17 protein-coding genes are annotated in these 15,348 nt (G+C 56.7%); 13 read left to right on the forward strand and 4 right to left on the reverse strand.

Translation table 11 applies throughout. The features are described 5' to 3' along the window. Window positions 1-1,419, reverse strand: a complete 1,419-nt coding sequence (locus ACR0L3_RS19130) for a dihydrolipoyl dehydrogenase family protein (RefSeq protein WP_480747377.1) — start codon at window positions 1,417-1,419, stop codon at window positions 1-3. 4 nt (window positions 1,420-1,423) lie between these two features. Continuing rightward, window positions 1,424-2,155, reverse strand: a complete 732-nt coding sequence (locus ACR0L3_RS19135; protein ID WP_480747443.1) for a TVP38/TMEM64 family protein — start codon at window positions 2,153-2,155, stop codon at window positions 1,424-1,426. Between the two features lie 297 nt (window positions 2,156-2,452). Here ACR0L3_RS19135 and rpmH point away from each other — a divergent pair, with 297 nt between their 5' ends. The 13 genes from rpmH to ACR0L3_RS19200 all read left to right on the forward strand — a co-directional run bounded on the left by rpmH (window position 2,453) and on the right by ACR0L3_RS19200 (window position 13,143). After that, window positions 2,453-2,587 carry a 50S ribosomal protein L34 gene (gene rpmH / locus ACR0L3_RS19140; RefSeq protein WP_005980833.1) on the forward strand — a complete coding sequence of 45 codons (135 nt, stop codon included), beginning with the start codon at window positions 2,453-2,455 and terminating at the stop codon, window positions 2,585-2,587. A gap of 25 nt (window positions 2,588-2,612) precedes the next feature. Beyond that, window positions 2,613-3,038: a ribonuclease P protein component gene (gene rnpA / locus ACR0L3_RS19145; protein ID WP_480747378.1), complete on the forward strand. Its 426-nt coding sequence runs from the start codon at window positions 2,613-2,615 to the stop codon at window positions 3,036-3,038. Further along, window positions 3,035-3,268, forward strand: coding sequence for a membrane protein insertion efficiency factor YidD (gene yidD / locus ACR0L3_RS19150; protein ID WP_480747379.1), 234 nt, complete (start codon window positions 3,035-3,037; stop codon window positions 3,266-3,268). The genes rnpA and yidD overlap by 4 nt, the downstream gene beginning before the upstream one ends. Window positions 3,269-3,320: 52 nt before the next feature. Then, entirely contained in the window at window positions 3,321-4,214 is an 894-nt protein-coding gene (ttcA, locus tag ACR0L3_RS19155) for a tRNA 2-thiocytidine(32) synthetase TtcA (protein WP_480747381.1), read from the forward strand. A gap of 69 nt (window positions 4,215-4,283) precedes the next feature. Further along, window positions 4,284-5,828 (forward strand): putative bifunctional diguanylate cyclase/phosphodiesterase, encoded by a 1,545-nt coding sequence (locus tag ACR0L3_RS19160; RefSeq protein WP_480747382.1) that lies wholly within the window; start codon window positions 4,284-4,286, stop codon window positions 5,826-5,828. Window positions 5,829-5,951: 123 nt separating this feature from the next. Next, window positions 5,952-7,754: a membrane protein insertase YidC gene (gene yidC, locus ACR0L3_RS19165; protein ID WP_480747383.1), complete on the forward strand. Its 1,803-nt coding sequence runs from the start codon at window positions 5,952-5,954 to the stop codon at window positions 7,752-7,754. Then, window positions 7,751-8,488 carry an MOSC domain-containing protein gene (locus tag ACR0L3_RS19170; RefSeq protein ID WP_480747385.1) on the forward strand — a complete coding sequence of 246 codons (738 nt, stop codon included), beginning with the start codon at window positions 7,751-7,753 and terminating at the stop codon, window positions 8,486-8,488. Before yidC ends, ACR0L3_RS19170 begins: the two co-directional genes overlap by 4 nt. Further along, window positions 8,485-9,138, forward strand: coding sequence for a ribosome biogenesis GTP-binding protein YihA/YsxC (yihA, locus tag ACR0L3_RS19175; protein WP_480747386.1), 654 nt, complete (start codon window positions 8,485-8,487; stop codon window positions 9,136-9,138). Before ACR0L3_RS19170 ends, yihA begins: the two co-directional genes overlap by 4 nt. After that, window positions 9,135-9,503 (forward strand): DUF2946 domain-containing protein, encoded by a 369-nt coding sequence (locus ACR0L3_RS19180; protein WP_480747388.1) that lies wholly within the window; start codon window positions 9,135-9,137, stop codon window positions 9,501-9,503. Before yihA ends, ACR0L3_RS19180 begins: the two co-directional genes overlap by 4 nt. A 67-nt stretch (window positions 9,504-9,570) precedes the next feature. After that, on the forward strand, window positions 9,571-10,974 hold the full coding sequence (locus ACR0L3_RS19185; RefSeq protein WP_480747390.1) for a PepSY-associated TM helix domain-containing protein: 1,404 nt from the start codon (window positions 9,571-9,573) through the stop codon (window positions 10,972-10,974). 115 nt (window positions 10,975-11,089) lie between these two features. Continuing rightward, window positions 11,090-11,953: an acetylglutamate kinase gene (gene argB / locus ACR0L3_RS19190; protein WP_480747392.1), complete on the forward strand. Its 864-nt coding sequence runs from the start codon at window positions 11,090-11,092 to the stop codon at window positions 11,951-11,953. Between the two features lie 18 nt (window positions 11,954-11,971). Continuing rightward, window positions 11,972-12,649 carry a ferredoxin gene (locus ACR0L3_RS19195; RefSeq protein ID WP_480747394.1) on the forward strand — a complete coding sequence of 226 codons (678 nt, stop codon included), beginning with the start codon at window positions 11,972-11,974 and terminating at the stop codon, window positions 12,647-12,649. Next, window positions 12,646-13,143: a SixA phosphatase family protein gene (locus tag ACR0L3_RS19200; RefSeq protein WP_480747395.1), complete on the forward strand. Its 498-nt coding sequence runs from the start codon at window positions 12,646-12,648 to the stop codon at window positions 13,141-13,143. The genes ACR0L3_RS19195 and ACR0L3_RS19200 overlap by 4 nt, the downstream gene beginning before the upstream one ends. A 44-nt stretch (window positions 13,144-13,187) precedes the next feature. Here the strand turns inward: ACR0L3_RS19200 and ACR0L3_RS19205 are convergent, their stop codons facing one another. Together ACR0L3_RS19205 and ACR0L3_RS19210 are read right to left on the reverse strand one after the other, a co-directional pair. Next, window positions 13,188-13,979, reverse strand: a complete 792-nt coding sequence (locus ACR0L3_RS19205) for an amino acid ABC transporter ATP-binding protein (RefSeq protein ID WP_480711847.1) — start codon at window positions 13,977-13,979, stop codon at window positions 13,188-13,190. A gap of 12 nt (window positions 13,980-13,991) precedes the next feature. Further along, window positions 13,992-15,347 (reverse strand): amino acid ABC transporter permease, encoded by a 1,356-nt coding sequence (locus tag ACR0L3_RS19210; RefSeq protein WP_480747398.1) that lies wholly within the window; start codon window positions 15,345-15,347, stop codon window positions 13,992-13,994. Window position 15,348 lies beyond the last annotated feature (1 nt).

A 15,348-nucleotide genomic window follows, 5' to 3' on the forward strand; every position in this document is an offset into this window, starting at 1 on the left:
TCACGGTATCCAGCGTTGGACGAACCTGACGACTCGTTTAACCGTTTGATTCTCAAACAGCCTTGGCGTGAAATAAGCACCCGCAACCCGTTTGTTAAGCTCTCCGATAGTAGGGTAAGGCGAAACCATGGAAGCGATCTGCCCCATCTTCAGGTTATTGGCCAACGCCAGCGACCACAAGTTGATCAGTTCACCGGCCTGATGACCCACGATTGTGGCCCCCACCGGACGGCCTTTTACGACCATGACCTTAATGAAGCCTTTCGTTTTGCGCTCGGTGATGGCGCGGTCGTTGTGGTTATAATCAAAGCGCGCAATTTCAAGTCTTTCACCATGTTGGTCGCGCGCCTGCGCCTCGGTCAGGCCCACCTGTGCCAGTTCAGGGTCGGTATAAGTGGCCCAAGGGATATGCGCCGTTTTCGCTTTGGATGGCAGACCAAACAGCGCTGAGCGGATAATGACCCCGGCGTGATATCCGGCGACATGGGTAAACTGCATTCCACCCGCCACATCGCCAATGGCATAAACCTTGCGGTTTGTCGTCCGCATGGAATCGTCAACTTTGATACCGTTACGAGTTGGTTCGATCCCCGCAGCCTCAAGATTCAAACGATCCGTGTTAGTCTTGCGTCCAACGGCCAACAGCAAGTGCGAGCCGGTATAGATGTCGCCATTCTGGGTTACGATCTCGATCAGACCCTTGTTGTTGCGGATTTGGGCAACCATGGCCTTCTCATGGATCGCCACACCTTCGGCACGCAGGGTTTCCAGCACGATCTCAACCGCCTCGGGGTCGTCTTTGCCCAGCGCCTGCATGCCTTCGATCACTGTCACCTCGGAACCCAAGCGGACATGAGCCTGCGCCATCTCCATGCCGATGGGTCCGCCACCGATGATCAGCAAGTGTTCTGGCTTGTCGCGCAGTTCAAAGATGGTTTCGTTGGTGTAGTACGGCACCTGATCCAGCCCAGGGATCGGCGGCACCATAGGCGACGAACCCGTCGCAATCACAATGCGTCGCGCGGTGATCAGGTGATCGCCAGCCTGCACCTGGGTCGGAGAGACAAAGCTGCCGAATTCTCGTATCACCTTAACGCCGAACCCTTCGAACCGCTCCTGACTGTCCATTGGTTCTATCTGGGAGATCACATCATAGACGTGATCCTTGGCGGCGGCGTAATCCACCTGCGGCACCACGTCTGACACACCAAATGCAGCGGAATGAGCCTGCTGATATGCAGCTTTACTGCTGGCAATCAGCGCCTTGGAAGGTACGCAACCAAAGTTGAGGCAATCACCGCCCATTTTGTGACCCTCCAGCAGGATCACATCCGCGCCCATCTGACTGGCCCCGGCTGCAACTGACAAGCCGCCCGACCCAGCCCCGATCACCAGGATATCGGTCTTTAGTTCTTGCATGGATTCAGGCGCCCTTTTTGCCGCGCACGGCTTTAATGAATATTGGCAAAGCCGCCAAAACGCACAACCCCAGGATGGGACCGATGACAAAGGGCTCCCACAACAGCGAAACATCCGGAGTTTCGCCTCTGTCGAACACACCGCCCAGCCCTACACCTATCCAAGTGTACACAATACCGCCCGGAATAATGCCAAGCGCTGTAGTGATCAGGAAGTTGCGGAATTTGACGCCCACCAAAGCAGGTACGAGGTTTGCCACGAAGAACGGAACAACAGGCACAAGGCGCAGCAAGAACAGGACCGAAACCTCGTTTTCTCGCAAACCGTCCTTCAGTTTTTTGATGGTTCCTTCCGAGGATTCCAACCGTGCTGTCAGAGTTTCCCCCAAGCCCCAGCGCGCAGCCAGAAAGATAGCCGAAGCCCCGACAGTGGCCGCAAAAACGTTCAAAACAGTTCCCGCAAACAATCCGAACAGAAATCCCCCGGTCATCGAGGCCAAGGCTGCGCCCGGCAGCGAAAACGCGACAATAATGATGTAAACAGCGATGAACACAGCGGCCATGGCCCAATAGTGAGAGTCGCGCCACGCCAAAAGCGCTTCTCGGTTGTCGCGCAGTGTCTCGAACGTCAGGTAATCACCAAGGGCAAAGAAACCCACCGCAGCAACGGTGAGAATCACCAACAATGGTATATGTCGCGCAAGCCCGCTGCGTGGGGCCTGAGTTGTATCGCTCATGACGCTGTCCGGTTTTGTGCGTTTCATTCTCCTCTCAACATGCGCCGTCAGGGCCCGCTGCAACAGGGACCTCACGCTGCCTTGATGTTTACAGCGGCGAATGTGAGGGATAGGGGCCATATGACCGCCATTTTGAAACCTTTTGTAGGCTGCGGTTACAGAATTGTTGCAAAAGGCGTCAAAACCCCCACCTAGGGGTTTGACTTACCCCCCGCTACCCAGTAGAGGACGGGCTTCGAACACTAGGGCCAGGCGAATCCGCGCCGCACCCGACCGCTATAGATTGGAGACGGAGCGATGAAACGCACCTATCAGCCTTCGAACCTGGTTCGCAAACGCCGCCACGGTTTCCGCGCGCGCATGGCCACCAAGGCCGGCCGCAAAATCCTGAACGCGCGCCGTGCACGCGGTCGCAAGTCGCTGAGCGCGTAAACCGCTCACCGATCAGGTTATGAAAATGACGCCGCCGGAGGCCCCTGAGGATGGTAAGAACCACCCCGGGGATACGCCCCCGGCGGCGTCCGTTTGCGCGCCTGAAACCTTGTCTGTCCTCAAAAAGCGGTCCGATTTCCTGAAAGCTGCGCGTGCGCGCAGACAGGGTACTTCATCAATGATGGTTCAGGCCCGCAAACGTGCCCCGGTTGAAGATACGGGAATTCGCGTTGGCTTCACTTGCTCTAAGAAAGTAGGAAACGCCGTCGCCCGCAACCGCGCCAAGCGGCGTTTGCGCGAAGCAGCCCGCATCGTTTTACCCGATCTGGGCCAAGGGGGTTGGGACTACGTGCTGATAGGCCGAGCCGAGGTCACTGCAGCGCGCCCATTCGAAGCTTTGTTGAGCGACCTGCGTTACGCCTTGCGCAAGGTGCATAGCGAGCGCAAATGACTCTGCTAACACATATAATCGCCCTACCCGTCCGGGCCTACCGGCTGCTTTTCAGCCCATGGGTCGGGTTCAATTGCCGGTATCAACCAACTTGTTCCGCATATGCACTGGAAGCGCTAGAAAAACATGGCGCAATCAAGGGCACATGGCTGGCGGCGCGGCGAATAGGGCGGTGTCACCCGTGGGGTGGTGATGGTTATGATCCCGTGCCCGATCCCAATAAGGACTAACGGACGACTCCGGCCACTTGCCCGGTTGCGCCAACTATTGTAGGGGCTGCGCATGTTTGACGAAGCTGACGATATTCACCCGCTCTTTGCTGGCGCGCCCTCGACCACTGAGTTTAAAAAGCTGCGCAAACGCATCGTGCGCCAGACCCGCGAAGCCATCGAGCAATACGGGATGGTTGATCCGTCAGCGCATGACAAGGATGGCAAACCACCCAAATGGCTGGTCTGCCTGTCCGGCGGTAAAGACAGCTATACCTTGCTTGCAGTGCTGTATGAACTGAAATGGCGCGGCTTGTTGCCGGTTGATTTGCTGGCCTGTAATCTGGATCAGGGTCAGCCTGGTTTTCCTGCCACCGTGCTGCCCGAGTTTTTGGAACGGATGGGTGTACCGCACCGCATTGAATATCAGGACACGTACTCGGTCGTTATGGACAAGGTTCCACAGGGCCGTACCTATTGTGCGCTGTGTTCGCGCCTGCGTCGCGGTAATCTGTACCGTATCGCCCGCGAAGAGGGTTGCTCGGCCGTGGTGCTGGGCCATCACCGCGACGATATCCTTGAAACGTTCTTCATGAACCTGTTCCACGGCGGACGATTGTCCACAATGCCACCAAAACTGGTGAACGAAGAAGGTGATCTTTTCGTTTTCCGCCCCCTAGCCCATGTCGCCGAAGCCGATTGCGAGAAATTCGCCAACGCGATGAACTACCCGATCATCCCCTGCGACCTGTGTGGCAGTCAGGACGGGCTGCAACGTCAGCAGGTAAAACAGATTCTGGACCAGTGGGAAAAGAACAGCCCGGGCCGTCGTCAGGTGATGTTCAGAGCGCTCACAAACGCGCGCCCCTCGCATCTACTGGATCCGAAACTGTTCGATTTCGCAAATCTGGCGCTAAACCCCAGCAAAAAAGACGAAAATTCGGACGAAATTCCGCAGCTCCGTTAACGTCTGACTCAGATTGGTTTTCTAAGGTTGCACAAACGTGCATGCCCAACCTAGAGGCCAAGAAAACCGATGTGGAAACATATCTCAGTCGATCGCGTTCTCGAAGCTGTGACATCCGTTCTGAACGGCCCGGCTGTGTTGGCTTTTATTCCAGCCGTTAGTCTTGCGGCCTTTTGGATGGGAGGAGAGCGGGCGCTGGTTGTCGTTGCTTTGACCTTACCGCTGGTTTTCTTGGGTGCCGCCACGATGGAAGCACGCGCATTCAAAAAACACCGGCTGCGCAACCCGCTTGGCGGCTTGATGGCACCCGACACTTTTGCCACCGAATTGCAGGGCATCTTCAATTCAGCGTCAAGCAACGGCACAGAGACGGCCTGCATCATTGTTGCCTTGGATGACTATTCTGAGTTTCAGGATCTACATGGCAACGCTGCTGCCAATCACTTGGCAGATCAGTTCTGTCGCCGCATCCATTCTGCTATTCGCACACAGGACATCGCATCACGACTGGACCAGGACAAAATCGCGATTGGCCTGAGCCCTTCCCATAAGTTGGATCTTGAGGCATGCATTCAGATGGCCGGACGCATCCAAGCCACCGTAGAAGAGCCGTTCACGTTGAATGGTGCGGGTGTATACGTGTCTTGCTCAATCGGTTTCTGTTTGTTGTCGACTGTAGCAGAAGACGAATGCGAAGGTTGGGTTGAGGCCGCAACAGCGGCGCTGAACGAAGCCCAGCGGAATGGACCATCGACCATCCGCGCCTATTCCAGTGAAACCCGCCGCCGTTTCCACATCCGAGCCAATTTGCGAAAAGAGTTTGAAACAGCGCTGGACAACGGTGACATTCGACCCTGGTTTCAACCTCAGATTTCAACCGACACCGGGTACGTTACGGGTTTCGAAGCCTTGGCGCGCTGGGAACATCCACAAAAGGGCGTGCTGGGACCACAGGTCTTTTTACCCTTCGCCGAACAGTCTGAATTGATGGATAAATTTGGTCAGGCGATCCGACATCATGCTTTCACTGCTATGCGTGATTGGGATCGCGCGGGTGTTGCAGTGCCTCGAATTGGCGTGAATTTCTCATCTGAGGAATTACGGGATCCGACCCTGGTCGACCGCCTAAAGTGGGAACTTGACCAAAACGACCTTACACCAGACAGGCTGGCGGTCGAAATTCTGGAAACCGTATTCTCACGCCGCCCCGATGATGTGATCACCCACAATGTGACCAGCATGTCTAAGTTGGGCTGTTGTATCGATCTTGACGATTTCGGTACCGGTCATGCCTCGATTGCATCAATTAAGCGCTTTGATGTCACCCGGATCAAGATCGACCGATCCTTTGTCGCCAAATCGGATCGGGACACCAGCCAGCAGCAACTTGTCAGTGCAATTCTGACAATGGCTGAACGCCTGAATGTCGAAACCCTTGCCGAAGGTGTAGAGACCAAAGGTGAGCACGCCTTGATGGCGCAATTAGGATGCGATCACGTTCAAGGCTTTGGGATCGGCAAGCCGATGCCCTATGAAGAGACGCTGGATTGGATTGCGTCCCACCAGAACAAGGTCAATGGCATGCCCAAGATCGGACGAAAAACCGGGCCGTAATCGCCGATTTACGCCACAGAAACGCGATCCGTGACGAAATGACAGGCGATTCCGCTTGACCTTTGGGCCAGCACTCTGTTGAACCCACCGGGTGTGTTTCACTGCTTAAGGTGGCTGTCCCAGATGGACGATCAGAACAAGAATCTCATCCTTGCAACCGCGCTCAGCTTTCTCGTGATCCTCGTTTGGTTCGTGCTGTTCCCTCCCCCGGAACAGACGCCAACACCAGAACAGACCGAGATTACTGCCGTCGAAGGCAATGAGGTTCAGACGCCCAGCGCTGCGGGGTCCGGAACGGCAGGTGGCACGACGACTGCCACCCAAGAGGCTCTGCCCGAGGACCAGGCACCACGCGTCGAAATCGACACGCCACGTCTGAAGGGCAGCATGTCGCTTTCGGGTGGTCGGATCGATGAATTATTCCTGAAGGACTACAAAGTTTCGATGGACGAAGGCGCTCCTATCGTTGACTTGCTTTCGCCGGTTGGATCTGAATCCGCCTATTACGCCCTGTATGGCTGGGCACCGGGCACGGGTGTCGCAGGCGAAGACGTTCCCGGTCCGAACACCCAGTGGACCGTTGAACAGGGCGAAACGCTGGGCGTTGATACACCGATCACCCTGAAATGGGATAACGGCAAGGGGCTGACCTTCCGCCGTATGGTCTCGGTCGATGAAAACTACATGTTCACCGTCACCCAGTCGGTTGAGAACGCGTCGGACGCCACCGTGGCCATGGCTCCCTATGGCATCCTTGCTCGCCATGGTATCGGCGAAGATGGCGATATTCCCGATCTGAAGAACTTTTTCATCCTGCATGAGGGCCTGATCAGCATGGCTGACGGCACCCTCACTGAAGTCGACTATGGCGATCTTCAGGATGAAACCGAGACATTCGAAAACATGAGCGATGGCTGGATCGGTTTCACAGATCACTATTGGATGACAACACTTATTCCTGAGCAGGGATCACAATTCACATCTTCAGCCGGGTTCAACGCACGAAACAAAGTCTACCAAGCCGATATCAAGACACCGACACTTACAGTAGGTGCCGGGGAAACGGCACAAGTGACAACGCGACTGTTTGCCGGTGCCAAGGAATGGGAAACCATCCGCGAATATCAGGCGGAAGGCGTACAAAAGTTTATCGACAGCATCGACTGGGGCTGGTTCTTCTTCCTGACCAAACCGATCTTCTGGCTGCTGCACAATATCAACGCGCTGATCGGCAACATGGGCTGGTCGATCATCGGTCTGACCCTGATCATAAAGGCGATCTTGTTCCCACTGGCGTTCAAATCCTACGTCTCGATGGCGAAGATGAAGGAGTTGCAGCCGCAGATGGAGGCCCTGAAAGAGGCCGCAGGCGACGACCGCCAGAAGATGCAGCAGGGCATGATGGAGCTGTACAAGAAGGAAAAGGTGAACCCCGCCGCAGGTTGTTTGCCGATCCTGATGCAGATCCCGATCTTCTTCTCTCTGTATAAGGTTATCTTTGTCACTATCGAACTGCGTCAAGCCCCGTGGTTTGGCCCGTTCCAAGACCTCAGCGCGCCGGATCCGACCTCGATCTTCAACTTCTTTGGCTTGCTGCCTTGGGCGGCCCCGGCACCCGAAAGCTTTATGGCGCTGATCTTCATCGGCATCCTGCCGTTGCTGCTGGGGATTTCGATGTGGCTGCAGCAAAAGCTGAACCCGGCACCAACCGACCCGACGCAGGCGATGATCTTTGCGTGGATGCCGTGGGTGTTCATGTTCATGCTGGGCGGGTTTGCCAGCGGGTTGGTGGTTTACTGGATCGCGAACAACACGATCACGTTTACTCAGCAATACCTGATCATGCGCAGCCAGGGCTACAAACCGGACGTGTTCGGCAACATCAAATCCGGCTTCAAGCGCACGCCCAAAACGGATGATAAATGACAGCTGAAGTGACCCAGCTTTGGCGGCATCCGATCAAAAGCCATGGTCGCGAAGCCGTCCAGACCATTACCGTGACCCCCGGGCAGACACTGCCCGGGGATCGCGTTTGGGCGGTCGCTCATGAGGCGTCCAAGGCTGACGGTTCTGAATGGGTTCCCTGCGCCAACTTTAGCCGTGGCGCCAAGGCGCCTCAGCTGATGGCGATTTCTGCGCGGTCGGATGAGGATTTGCTAACTCTGTCCCACCCAGACCGGCCTGATTTGACGTTTGCTCCGGATCGCGAACAACAAGCGTTTCTGGACTGGGTCAAACCCCTGATGCCCGCGGACAGAGCTGCTTCGGCGCGAATAATTCGGGTCCCGGGACGAGGGATGACAGACAGTGATTTCCCCTCGATCAGCCTGTGCAATCTGGCGTCTCATCGAGCTGTCGGACAAAAGTTAGGACAGGATCTGTCGATCCACCGATGGCGCGGCAATATTTGGCTCGACGGCCTGCCACTTTGGGACGAGTTCGACTGGCTAGACCGCCACGTAAAGATTGGCCAGGCTGTTTTCCGAGTACGAGAACGCATTTCCCGCTGTTTGGCGACAACAGCCAACCCGGAAACCGGGGCGCGTGACGCAGATACGCTCAGTGCGCTGGAAACTTGGGGTCACACGGACTTTGGCGTCAATGCAATAGTCGTCAAAGGCGGCGCCATTTCGGTTGGTGATAAGGTAGAATTGCTATGAGCACCCTCCCGTTCCCTTTGGTCGACGAACCAGATGAATTCGCGCTAGAGCGTGGCCGCAAACTGTTTGCCGGCGAGTCCGAGTTTGTGAAAGGCGTCGTGGCGATGAATGGTCTGCCTGCGCCTGATCGCCTTGAAGTCTGCTTTGCAGGTCGCTCGAACGTGGGCAAGTCCAGCCTGATCAACGCTCTGACCGGCACCAAAGGACTGGCAAGGGCCTCGAACACGCCGGGTCGTACGCAAGAAATCAACTTTTTCACCCAAGGTCCCGAGCTGTATCTGGTCGACCTTCCGGGCTATGGCTATGCCAATGCACCGGTGAAAGTAGTCGAAAAGTGGCAGCGGCTATTGAAACAGTACCTGAGTGGTCGACAAACCCTGCGCCGGGCCTTTGTTCTGATCGACTCGCGCCATGGCGTAAAACCGGTGGATGCCGAGATCATGAAGCTGCTGGACACCAGCGCCGTGACCTTTCAATGCGTTCTGACCAAAGCGGACAAAGTTAAGGCAAAGGACCGCGAAAAGGTTCTGGATCAGGTGCGTGGGGCCTTGTCAAAACATCCTGCGGCTTTTCCTGAAATCGTGCTGACCTCGTCCGAAAAAGGCGGCGGCATTCCAACTTTGCGGTCGATCATCGCACATCTGGAATGAACCTGCCGATCCGCCTGTTCACACTGCTGACAACACTGGCGTTGTTGCTGACGAGCGCGATTCCGCAGGGTTGGATGCCCGCAATGGGCAATGACGGCAAGGTGCTGCTGGTTCTGTGCACCGGCGAGGGCACGGTTGAACAATGGGTCGATCTGGACCCGAGCGATCCCGTGCATGAAGATGGCGATCAGCGCATTATGTGCCCCTTTGCGGGCCTGACTGCTGATATCAATCTGCCCGCAGTCGGGGCAACCTTGCCCTTTACCGCTCCGATCCAACCCCGTTGGGTTCATCGCGATTTTACCCATCGCAGCGCCGGGTTCTACACCCGTTATGACGCGCGGGCTCCGCCCATCTTCTCCTGATTCACTTCACCTCTTGTGAACCTGCGCAGGCGCTGCGCGGGGCAATTTTCGAATCCGGAGAAAAACAATGGCACTGGATAGCCAAACCCTGGGGGACACCCCGGCGCAAAACACTGCTGCGCAAAAATTCTATTTCGCCGCATGGCGGTGGCATTTCTACGCAGGGATATTCGTCATCCCCTTCCTGATCATTCTGGCTGTTACCGGCCTAATGATGATGTTCATCACCCAATTCGACGGTCGCGACGGCGAGAAAATCGCGGTCGCGGTTCAGGGCACCGCCTTGCCCGTTTCGCAACAAGCCAAGGTCGCGATGACCGAAGTCCCCGGCACCGTTGTCGAATGGATTGGCCCCAAAGCCACCGATCTGGCCACCGTCTTCCGCATCAAGACCGACATCGGTCAACGGCTTGTTGCCGTTGACCCCTATGCCGGAGAAGTCCTGCAGGTCTGGGACCGCCGTGCGGGCTGGTACGATCTGGCGGACAACATTCACTCGACCCTGCTAATCGGGACAACCGGCGACCGCATCCTTGAGATCGCCGCCGGGCTTGGCCTGCTGCTGGTGTCTACCGGTCTTTATATGTGGTGGCCGCGCGGCAACGCCATGTCGGCCTTCGTGCCCAACCTGAGGGCGCGGGGCCGCGCTTTGTGGAAGTCACTGCACACTGTGATCGGGTTCTGGATGTCCGGATTACTGGTTGTCTTCCTGATCTCAGGCATGTCCTGGACTGGCGTTTGGGGCGGCATGTTCGTGCAGGCCTGGAGCAGTTTCCCGGCTGAGAAATGGGACAACGTGCCCCTGTCGGACCAGACCCACGCCAGTATGAACCACGGCCACCAGAATGACGTGCCTTGGGCGTTGGAACAGACACCGATGCCCGCCTCCGGCTCGGAATCTGGGATTGAAGGTGTGCCGCAGGGCTCACCAGTAGACATAGACGCGCTTGTAGCGCTGGGAAATGCGTTGGAGATGGCTGGGCGCTTTCGGGTGGCGTACCCCAGTGGTGAAGATGGTGTCTGGACCTTGAACCGGGACAGTATGAGCAGCGACTCGATCGATCCGGTGAATGACCGCACCGTTCACGTGGACCAGTATACCGGCAATATTCTGGCAGATGTCCGGCATGAGGATTACTCGTTAATGGGCAAGTCCATGGCCGTTGGCATTCCATTGCACATGGGGCTGATGGGCACGTGGAACTTTGTCCTGAACGTCGTATTCTGCCTCTCGGTCATCTTCGTCTGCATCTCGGGCGTGGTGATGTGGGTCAAGCGTCGGCCCCAACGCGCAGGTCGTCTGGCCGCGCCGCCGATGCCCGCTGAACTGCCGTTGTGGAAAGGGGCTGTGCTGATCGGTTTGTTCACTGCGATGGCTTTCCCGCTGGTTGGTTTGACCTTGCTGGCAGTACTGGTGATCGACTTGCTGCTGGTCAGCAACATCCCGGCCATTAAGCGCGCCATGAACTAACAAAACCGGGTCGCATCCCAGTGGTGCGGCCCGTTCCAGTCGGATGTTTCCGCGATCCGGTCTTGGCACCACCCTCCAAACGCCCTAACACGGGTTCCCAGAGGGACAAGAAGCCATGAAGACAAGAGATATGAACCGGGATTGGATCGCCACCGCCGCCACTTTGAACAGCGCCTTGCCGTACCTGCAGCGCTATGACGGGGCGATTGTCGTCATCAAACTAGGCGGCCATGCCATGGGCAGCGACGAAGCAATGGAGAGCTTTGCCCGCGACGTGGTTCTGATGCGTCAGGTTGGTGTGAATCCGGTGATCGTGCATGGCGGCGGCCCGATGATCAACGCGATGCTGGATCAGTTGAACATCCAGTCCGAGTTCGTGAACGGCAAACGCGTAACCGACAAAGCCACCGTCGAAGTGGTTGAGATGGTTCTGGCTGGTCTTGTGAACAAGCGCATCGTGCAAGCAATCAACGGTCAAGGTGGCACTGCCGTGGGTCTTTCGGGTAAAGACGCCAACCTGATCGTCTGTGATCAGGCCGATCCCTCGTTGGGTTTTGTCGGCTCTCCGTCCGAGATGAACCCAGCCATCCTGCACAACCTGTTTTCGCATGATGTAATCCCCGTGATCGCGCCCCTAGGTGCAGGCAAGAACGGCGAAACCTTTAACATCAACGGTGACACCGCTGCCGGAGCAATTGCATCGGCGCTCAAGGCGGACCGGCTGCTGTTGCTTACGGATGTCTCGGGTGTGAAGAATGCTGGCGGCGAAGTTGTAACCGAGCTGAAAGCCGGTCAGATCCGCGAAATGACCATGGACGGTACCATTGCGGGTGGGATGATCCCCAAGACCGAAACGGCACTGGACGCCCTGCATAGCGGTGTACGCGCGGTGGTCATTCTGGACGGGCGCGCACCCAACGCCGTATTGTTAGAGCTGTTTACTGAACATGGCGCTGGTTCGCTGATCCGACCAGACTAATCACCGAACGGAGGAGACATGACCGGACAGCCCCTGACCTCCTCTACAGACCGTTTCAACCGCGTTGATCGCGCGGCGCTGGACGTCGGGCTGATTATAATGGGCGCGTTACATCCACGCATTGCTGAGGCAAAGCAATTGGATAAGGGCACCCTGATCCTTCTCGGCGCAGGTTCGGCGTTCTGGCCCACTCTAAAGGCAGCCCCTGAATGGGCCGGTGACCACCCGGTGGACCGGTGGTCATCCCGAGTGATTGGACAAATGGCACAGGATTTGGGAGCCGAGGCATTTTTTCCTTTTGGTGGCCCGCCCTATGCCCCTTTCATTGACTGGGCGTTAAAGTCTGGGCGCACCTTCAGCAGCCCGGTAGGTGCGCTGGTGCATGATACAGTCGGCATGATGATCTCGTACCGAGGTGCGCTGCATTTCCCCGAGGAATTCCCCATCCCTGAGGTTTCGGGCCTCTCTCCCTGCATCACATGCCCGGCCCCGTGTACCCAAACCTGCCCGGTTGGCGCGTTGAACAGTCAGAGTTTTTATGATGTCGATGCTTGCCACGGACACCTGTCCACCGATGCGGGGCAAACCTGTATGACCGGCGGTTGTTTGGCGCGGCTGTCCTGCCCTCTCAGTGCAGGTGCGGGGCGCGATCCGGAACAGTCCGCCCACCACATGAAATCCTTCCACCCGTCATGACACGCACCTTGATCCTGACCCGCCATGCGAAATCCAGTTGGGGAGATCCAAATCTTGCGGACCATGATCGCCCCCTGAACAAACGGGGGCGCAGATCGGCGCAGGCAATAGCAGCTTGGTTACGCGAAAACAGTTGGCTGCCGGATGAGGTGCTGAGTTCGACCTCAGCTCGCACTCGAGAGACTTGGGACCAAATGGGGTTGCAGGCCGATAAAGTTCGCTTCCATCGCAGACTCTACCATGCGGAATCGGAAGACATTTTGCGCGAACTATCGGCTGCGATCGAACCGACCGTGCTCATGCTGGGCCACAACCCCGGCATTGGCAGCTTTGCACGCCGCATCGTGCGGCAAGCACCTGATCACCCACGGTTTCACGACTACCCAACCTGTGCGACAACTGTGATCCGCTTTGATATCGAAAGTTGGGCTCAAATCCAGTGGCACAACGGCAAGGTGCAGGGGTTTGCCATTCCGCGTGAACTACTGGAATAAAAAAGGCGGGGATCTACCCCGCCTTTCCGTCGATTTCTCTGGGATCAGTGACCCAGAATCTGGCTGAGGAACAGCTTGGTCCGCTCGCTTTGCGGGTTGTTGAAGAACTCTTCGGGTTCGTTCTGTTCCACGATTTGACCGGCATCCATAAAGATCACGCGGTTCGCGACCTGACGGGCAAAGCCCATCTCGTGGGTCACGCAGAGCATGGTCATGCCTTCTTCGGCCAGCTCGATCATGGTGTCGAGCACCTCTTTGATCATCTCAGGGTCCAGCGCCGATGTCGGTTCATCGAACAGCATGATCCGAGGCATCATGCAGAGCGAGCGGGCAATCGCCACACGCTGCTGCTGACCGCCTGAAAGCTGGCCAGGATATTTCAGAGCCTGATCCGGGATCTTCACCTTTTCCAGGAAATGCATCGCACGCTCTTCGGCCTCTTTCTTGGGCGTCTTACGCACCCAGATCGGGGCCAGCGTGCAGTTTTCCAGAATGGTCAGGTGCGGGAAAAGGTTGAAGTGCTGGAACACCATACCAACCTCGGACCGGATCTTGTCGATGTTCTTCAGGTCATTCGACAACTCGGTCCCGTCCACGACGATCTTGCCCTGCTGGTGTTCTTCCAGCGCGTTCAGGCAGCGGATCAAAGTGGACTTGCCCGACCCCGACGGCCCCGCGATCACGATCCGCTCGCCCTGATTGACGGTCAGATTGATGTCGCGCAGTACGTGGAAGGACCCGTACCACTTGTTCATGTTGGTGATTTCGATGGCGACCTCGTCGCTCACCTGCATTTTGGAGCGGTCGATTTCGCGTTCAATTGCAAGTTCAGACATGTGTTGAACTCCTTAACGGTGGCCAGTCTGAAGCTTGCGCTCCAGGTACATGGAATAACGGGACATGGAGAAGCAGACGACGAAGAACAGAACGCCGATAAAGGCAAACAGTTCCCAGTAGACGCCGTTCCAGGCGGTATCGGCGCGGATGCCGTTGGTCAGGCCGATCACGTCGAACAGACCGATGATCGAGACTAGCGTTGTATCCTTGAAGATACCGATGAACGTGCTCACGATGCCCGGGATCGAGATTTTCAGCGCCTGCGGCATGATGATCAACCGTTGTGCCTGCCAATAGTTCAAGCCCAAACTGTCGGCGCCCTCATACTGACCCCTCGGAAGAGCTGCCAGACCACCCCGGATCACCTCAGCCATATAGGCGGCTGAGAACAGGGTCATCATGATCATCACCCTCAGGATGATGTCAAAATTGGTACCCGGCGGCAGGAACAGGTTCAGCAGCAGCGAGGCCACAAACAGCAAGGTGATCAGCGGTACGCCGCGGATGAACTCGATAAAGCCCACACACATATATTTGACGATCAGCAGATCGGACTGCCGGCCCAGCGCCAGAACGATGCCGATAGGCAGCGATACACCAATGGCCACAACGCCCAACAAGATCGCCAGCATAAAGCCGCCAAAGTCGCGGCTTTCTACCGTGGCGATTCCAATCGGAACGGCCGAATTGATCGCATCGGCAACCGATCCAGAGGCAAACAACCACCATACGATCGGCAGCACGACGCCAAGGATCAACGCTGTCAGCGAACCTAGAACCGGATGCGCAAACTTGTACGCGAAGTAGCCGATTGCAAACCCGGCTGCGACCATCAGCGGCGTCCAGATCGACCCACCCCACATCAGCCATGGCAGCAGAAATGGATACGCTGCGGTGACGTAAAGCAGCTTGCGCGGAACATTGGTGAACAACACCGGCGCTATCGCAACAAGCAACAGGATGAAGGTCAGGTTCGGCCGGAAATAGGCCGGCCAAGCGCCCGTTTCAGGCGGGTTAGACCACGTTGCGTCCGGATGCGCGGGATAAGGCGGATAAAAACCGTACAGCAATTGCAGCCAACGATCCTTGATAACACCCCAACAGGCATGACCATGAGTATCGCCCCATGTCGCCATCATGATCTCACGACATTCCGACAGGGAATTGGCGTTCCAAACAGATTCGAACGTCCATGACAGGATGTTGGACAGCACATAGTAGATGAAGTACAGCGAGACCAAGGTCAGGATCGAGTTGAGCCAGCTTGAGAACAGATTGTGCCTGATCCAACCCAGAATACCAACCTCAGACGCCGGCGGCGACTGTTCCGGCAACATTTCCGTGCGGACAAATGAAACATCACTCATA

It is taken from the genome of Ruegeria sp. CK1, from assembly GCF_056536545.1.

Excerpts from the sequence above, each read along its gene's own strand:
- ACR0L3_RS19180 (WP_480747388.1), top strand. The coding sequence starts at position 9,135 with ATGAACCTGCCGATCCGCCTGTTCACACTGCTGACAACACTGGCGTTG.
- yihA (WP_480747386.1), top strand. The coding sequence starts at position 8,485 with ATGAGCACCCTCCCGTTCCCTTTGGTCGACGAACCAGATGAATTCGCG.
- yidD (WP_480747379.1), top strand. The coding sequence starts at position 3,035 with ATGACTCTGCTAACACATATAATCGCCCTACCCGTCCGGGCCTACCGG.
- ACR0L3_RS19205 (WP_480711847.1), bottom strand. The coding sequence starts at position 13,979 with ATGTCTGAACTTGCAATTGAACGCGAAATCGACCGCTCCAAAATGCAG.
- yidC (WP_480747383.1), top strand. The coding sequence starts at position 5,952 with ATGGACGATCAGAACAAGAATCTCATCCTTGCAACCGCGCTCAGCTTT.
- ttcA (WP_480747381.1), top strand. The coding sequence starts at position 3,321 with ATGTTTGACGAAGCTGACGATATTCACCCGCTCTTTGCTGGCGCGCCC.
- ACR0L3_RS19200 (WP_480747395.1), top strand. The coding sequence starts at position 12,646 with ATGACACGCACCTTGATCCTGACCCGCCATGCGAAATCCAGTTGGGGA.
- rpmH (WP_005980833.1), top strand. The coding sequence starts at position 2,453 with ATGAAACGCACCTATCAGCCTTCGAACCTGGTTCGCAAACGCCGCCAC.
- ACR0L3_RS19160 (WP_480747382.1), top strand. The coding sequence starts at position 4,284 with ATGTGGAAACATATCTCAGTCGATCGCGTTCTCGAAGCTGTGACATCC.
- argB (WP_480747392.1), top strand. The coding sequence starts at position 11,090 with ATGAAGACAAGAGATATGAACCGGGATTGGATCGCCACCGCCGCCACT.
- ACR0L3_RS19185 (WP_480747390.1), top strand. The coding sequence starts at position 9,571 with ATGGCACTGGATAGCCAAACCCTGGGGGACACCCCGGCGCAAAACACT.
- ACR0L3_RS19170 (WP_480747385.1), top strand. The coding sequence starts at position 7,751 with ATGACAGCTGAAGTGACCCAGCTTTGGCGGCATCCGATCAAAAGCCAT.
- ACR0L3_RS19130 (WP_480747377.1), bottom strand. The coding sequence starts at position 1,419 with ATGCAAGAACTAAAGACCGATATCCTGGTGATCGGGGCTGGGTCGGGC.
- ACR0L3_RS19135 (WP_480747443.1), bottom strand. The coding sequence starts at position 2,155 with ATGAGCGATACAACTCAGGCCCCACGCAGCGGGCTTGCGCGACATATA.
- rnpA (WP_480747378.1), top strand. The coding sequence starts at position 2,613 with ATGACGCCGCCGGAGGCCCCTGAGGATGGTAAGAACCACCCCGGGGAT.
- ACR0L3_RS19195 (WP_480747394.1), top strand. The coding sequence starts at position 11,972 with ATGACCGGACAGCCCCTGACCTCCTCTACAGACCGTTTCAACCGCGTT.
- ACR0L3_RS19210 (WP_480747398.1), bottom strand. The coding sequence starts at position 15,347 with ATGAGTGATGTTTCATTTGTCCGCACGGAAATGTTGCCGGAACAGTCG.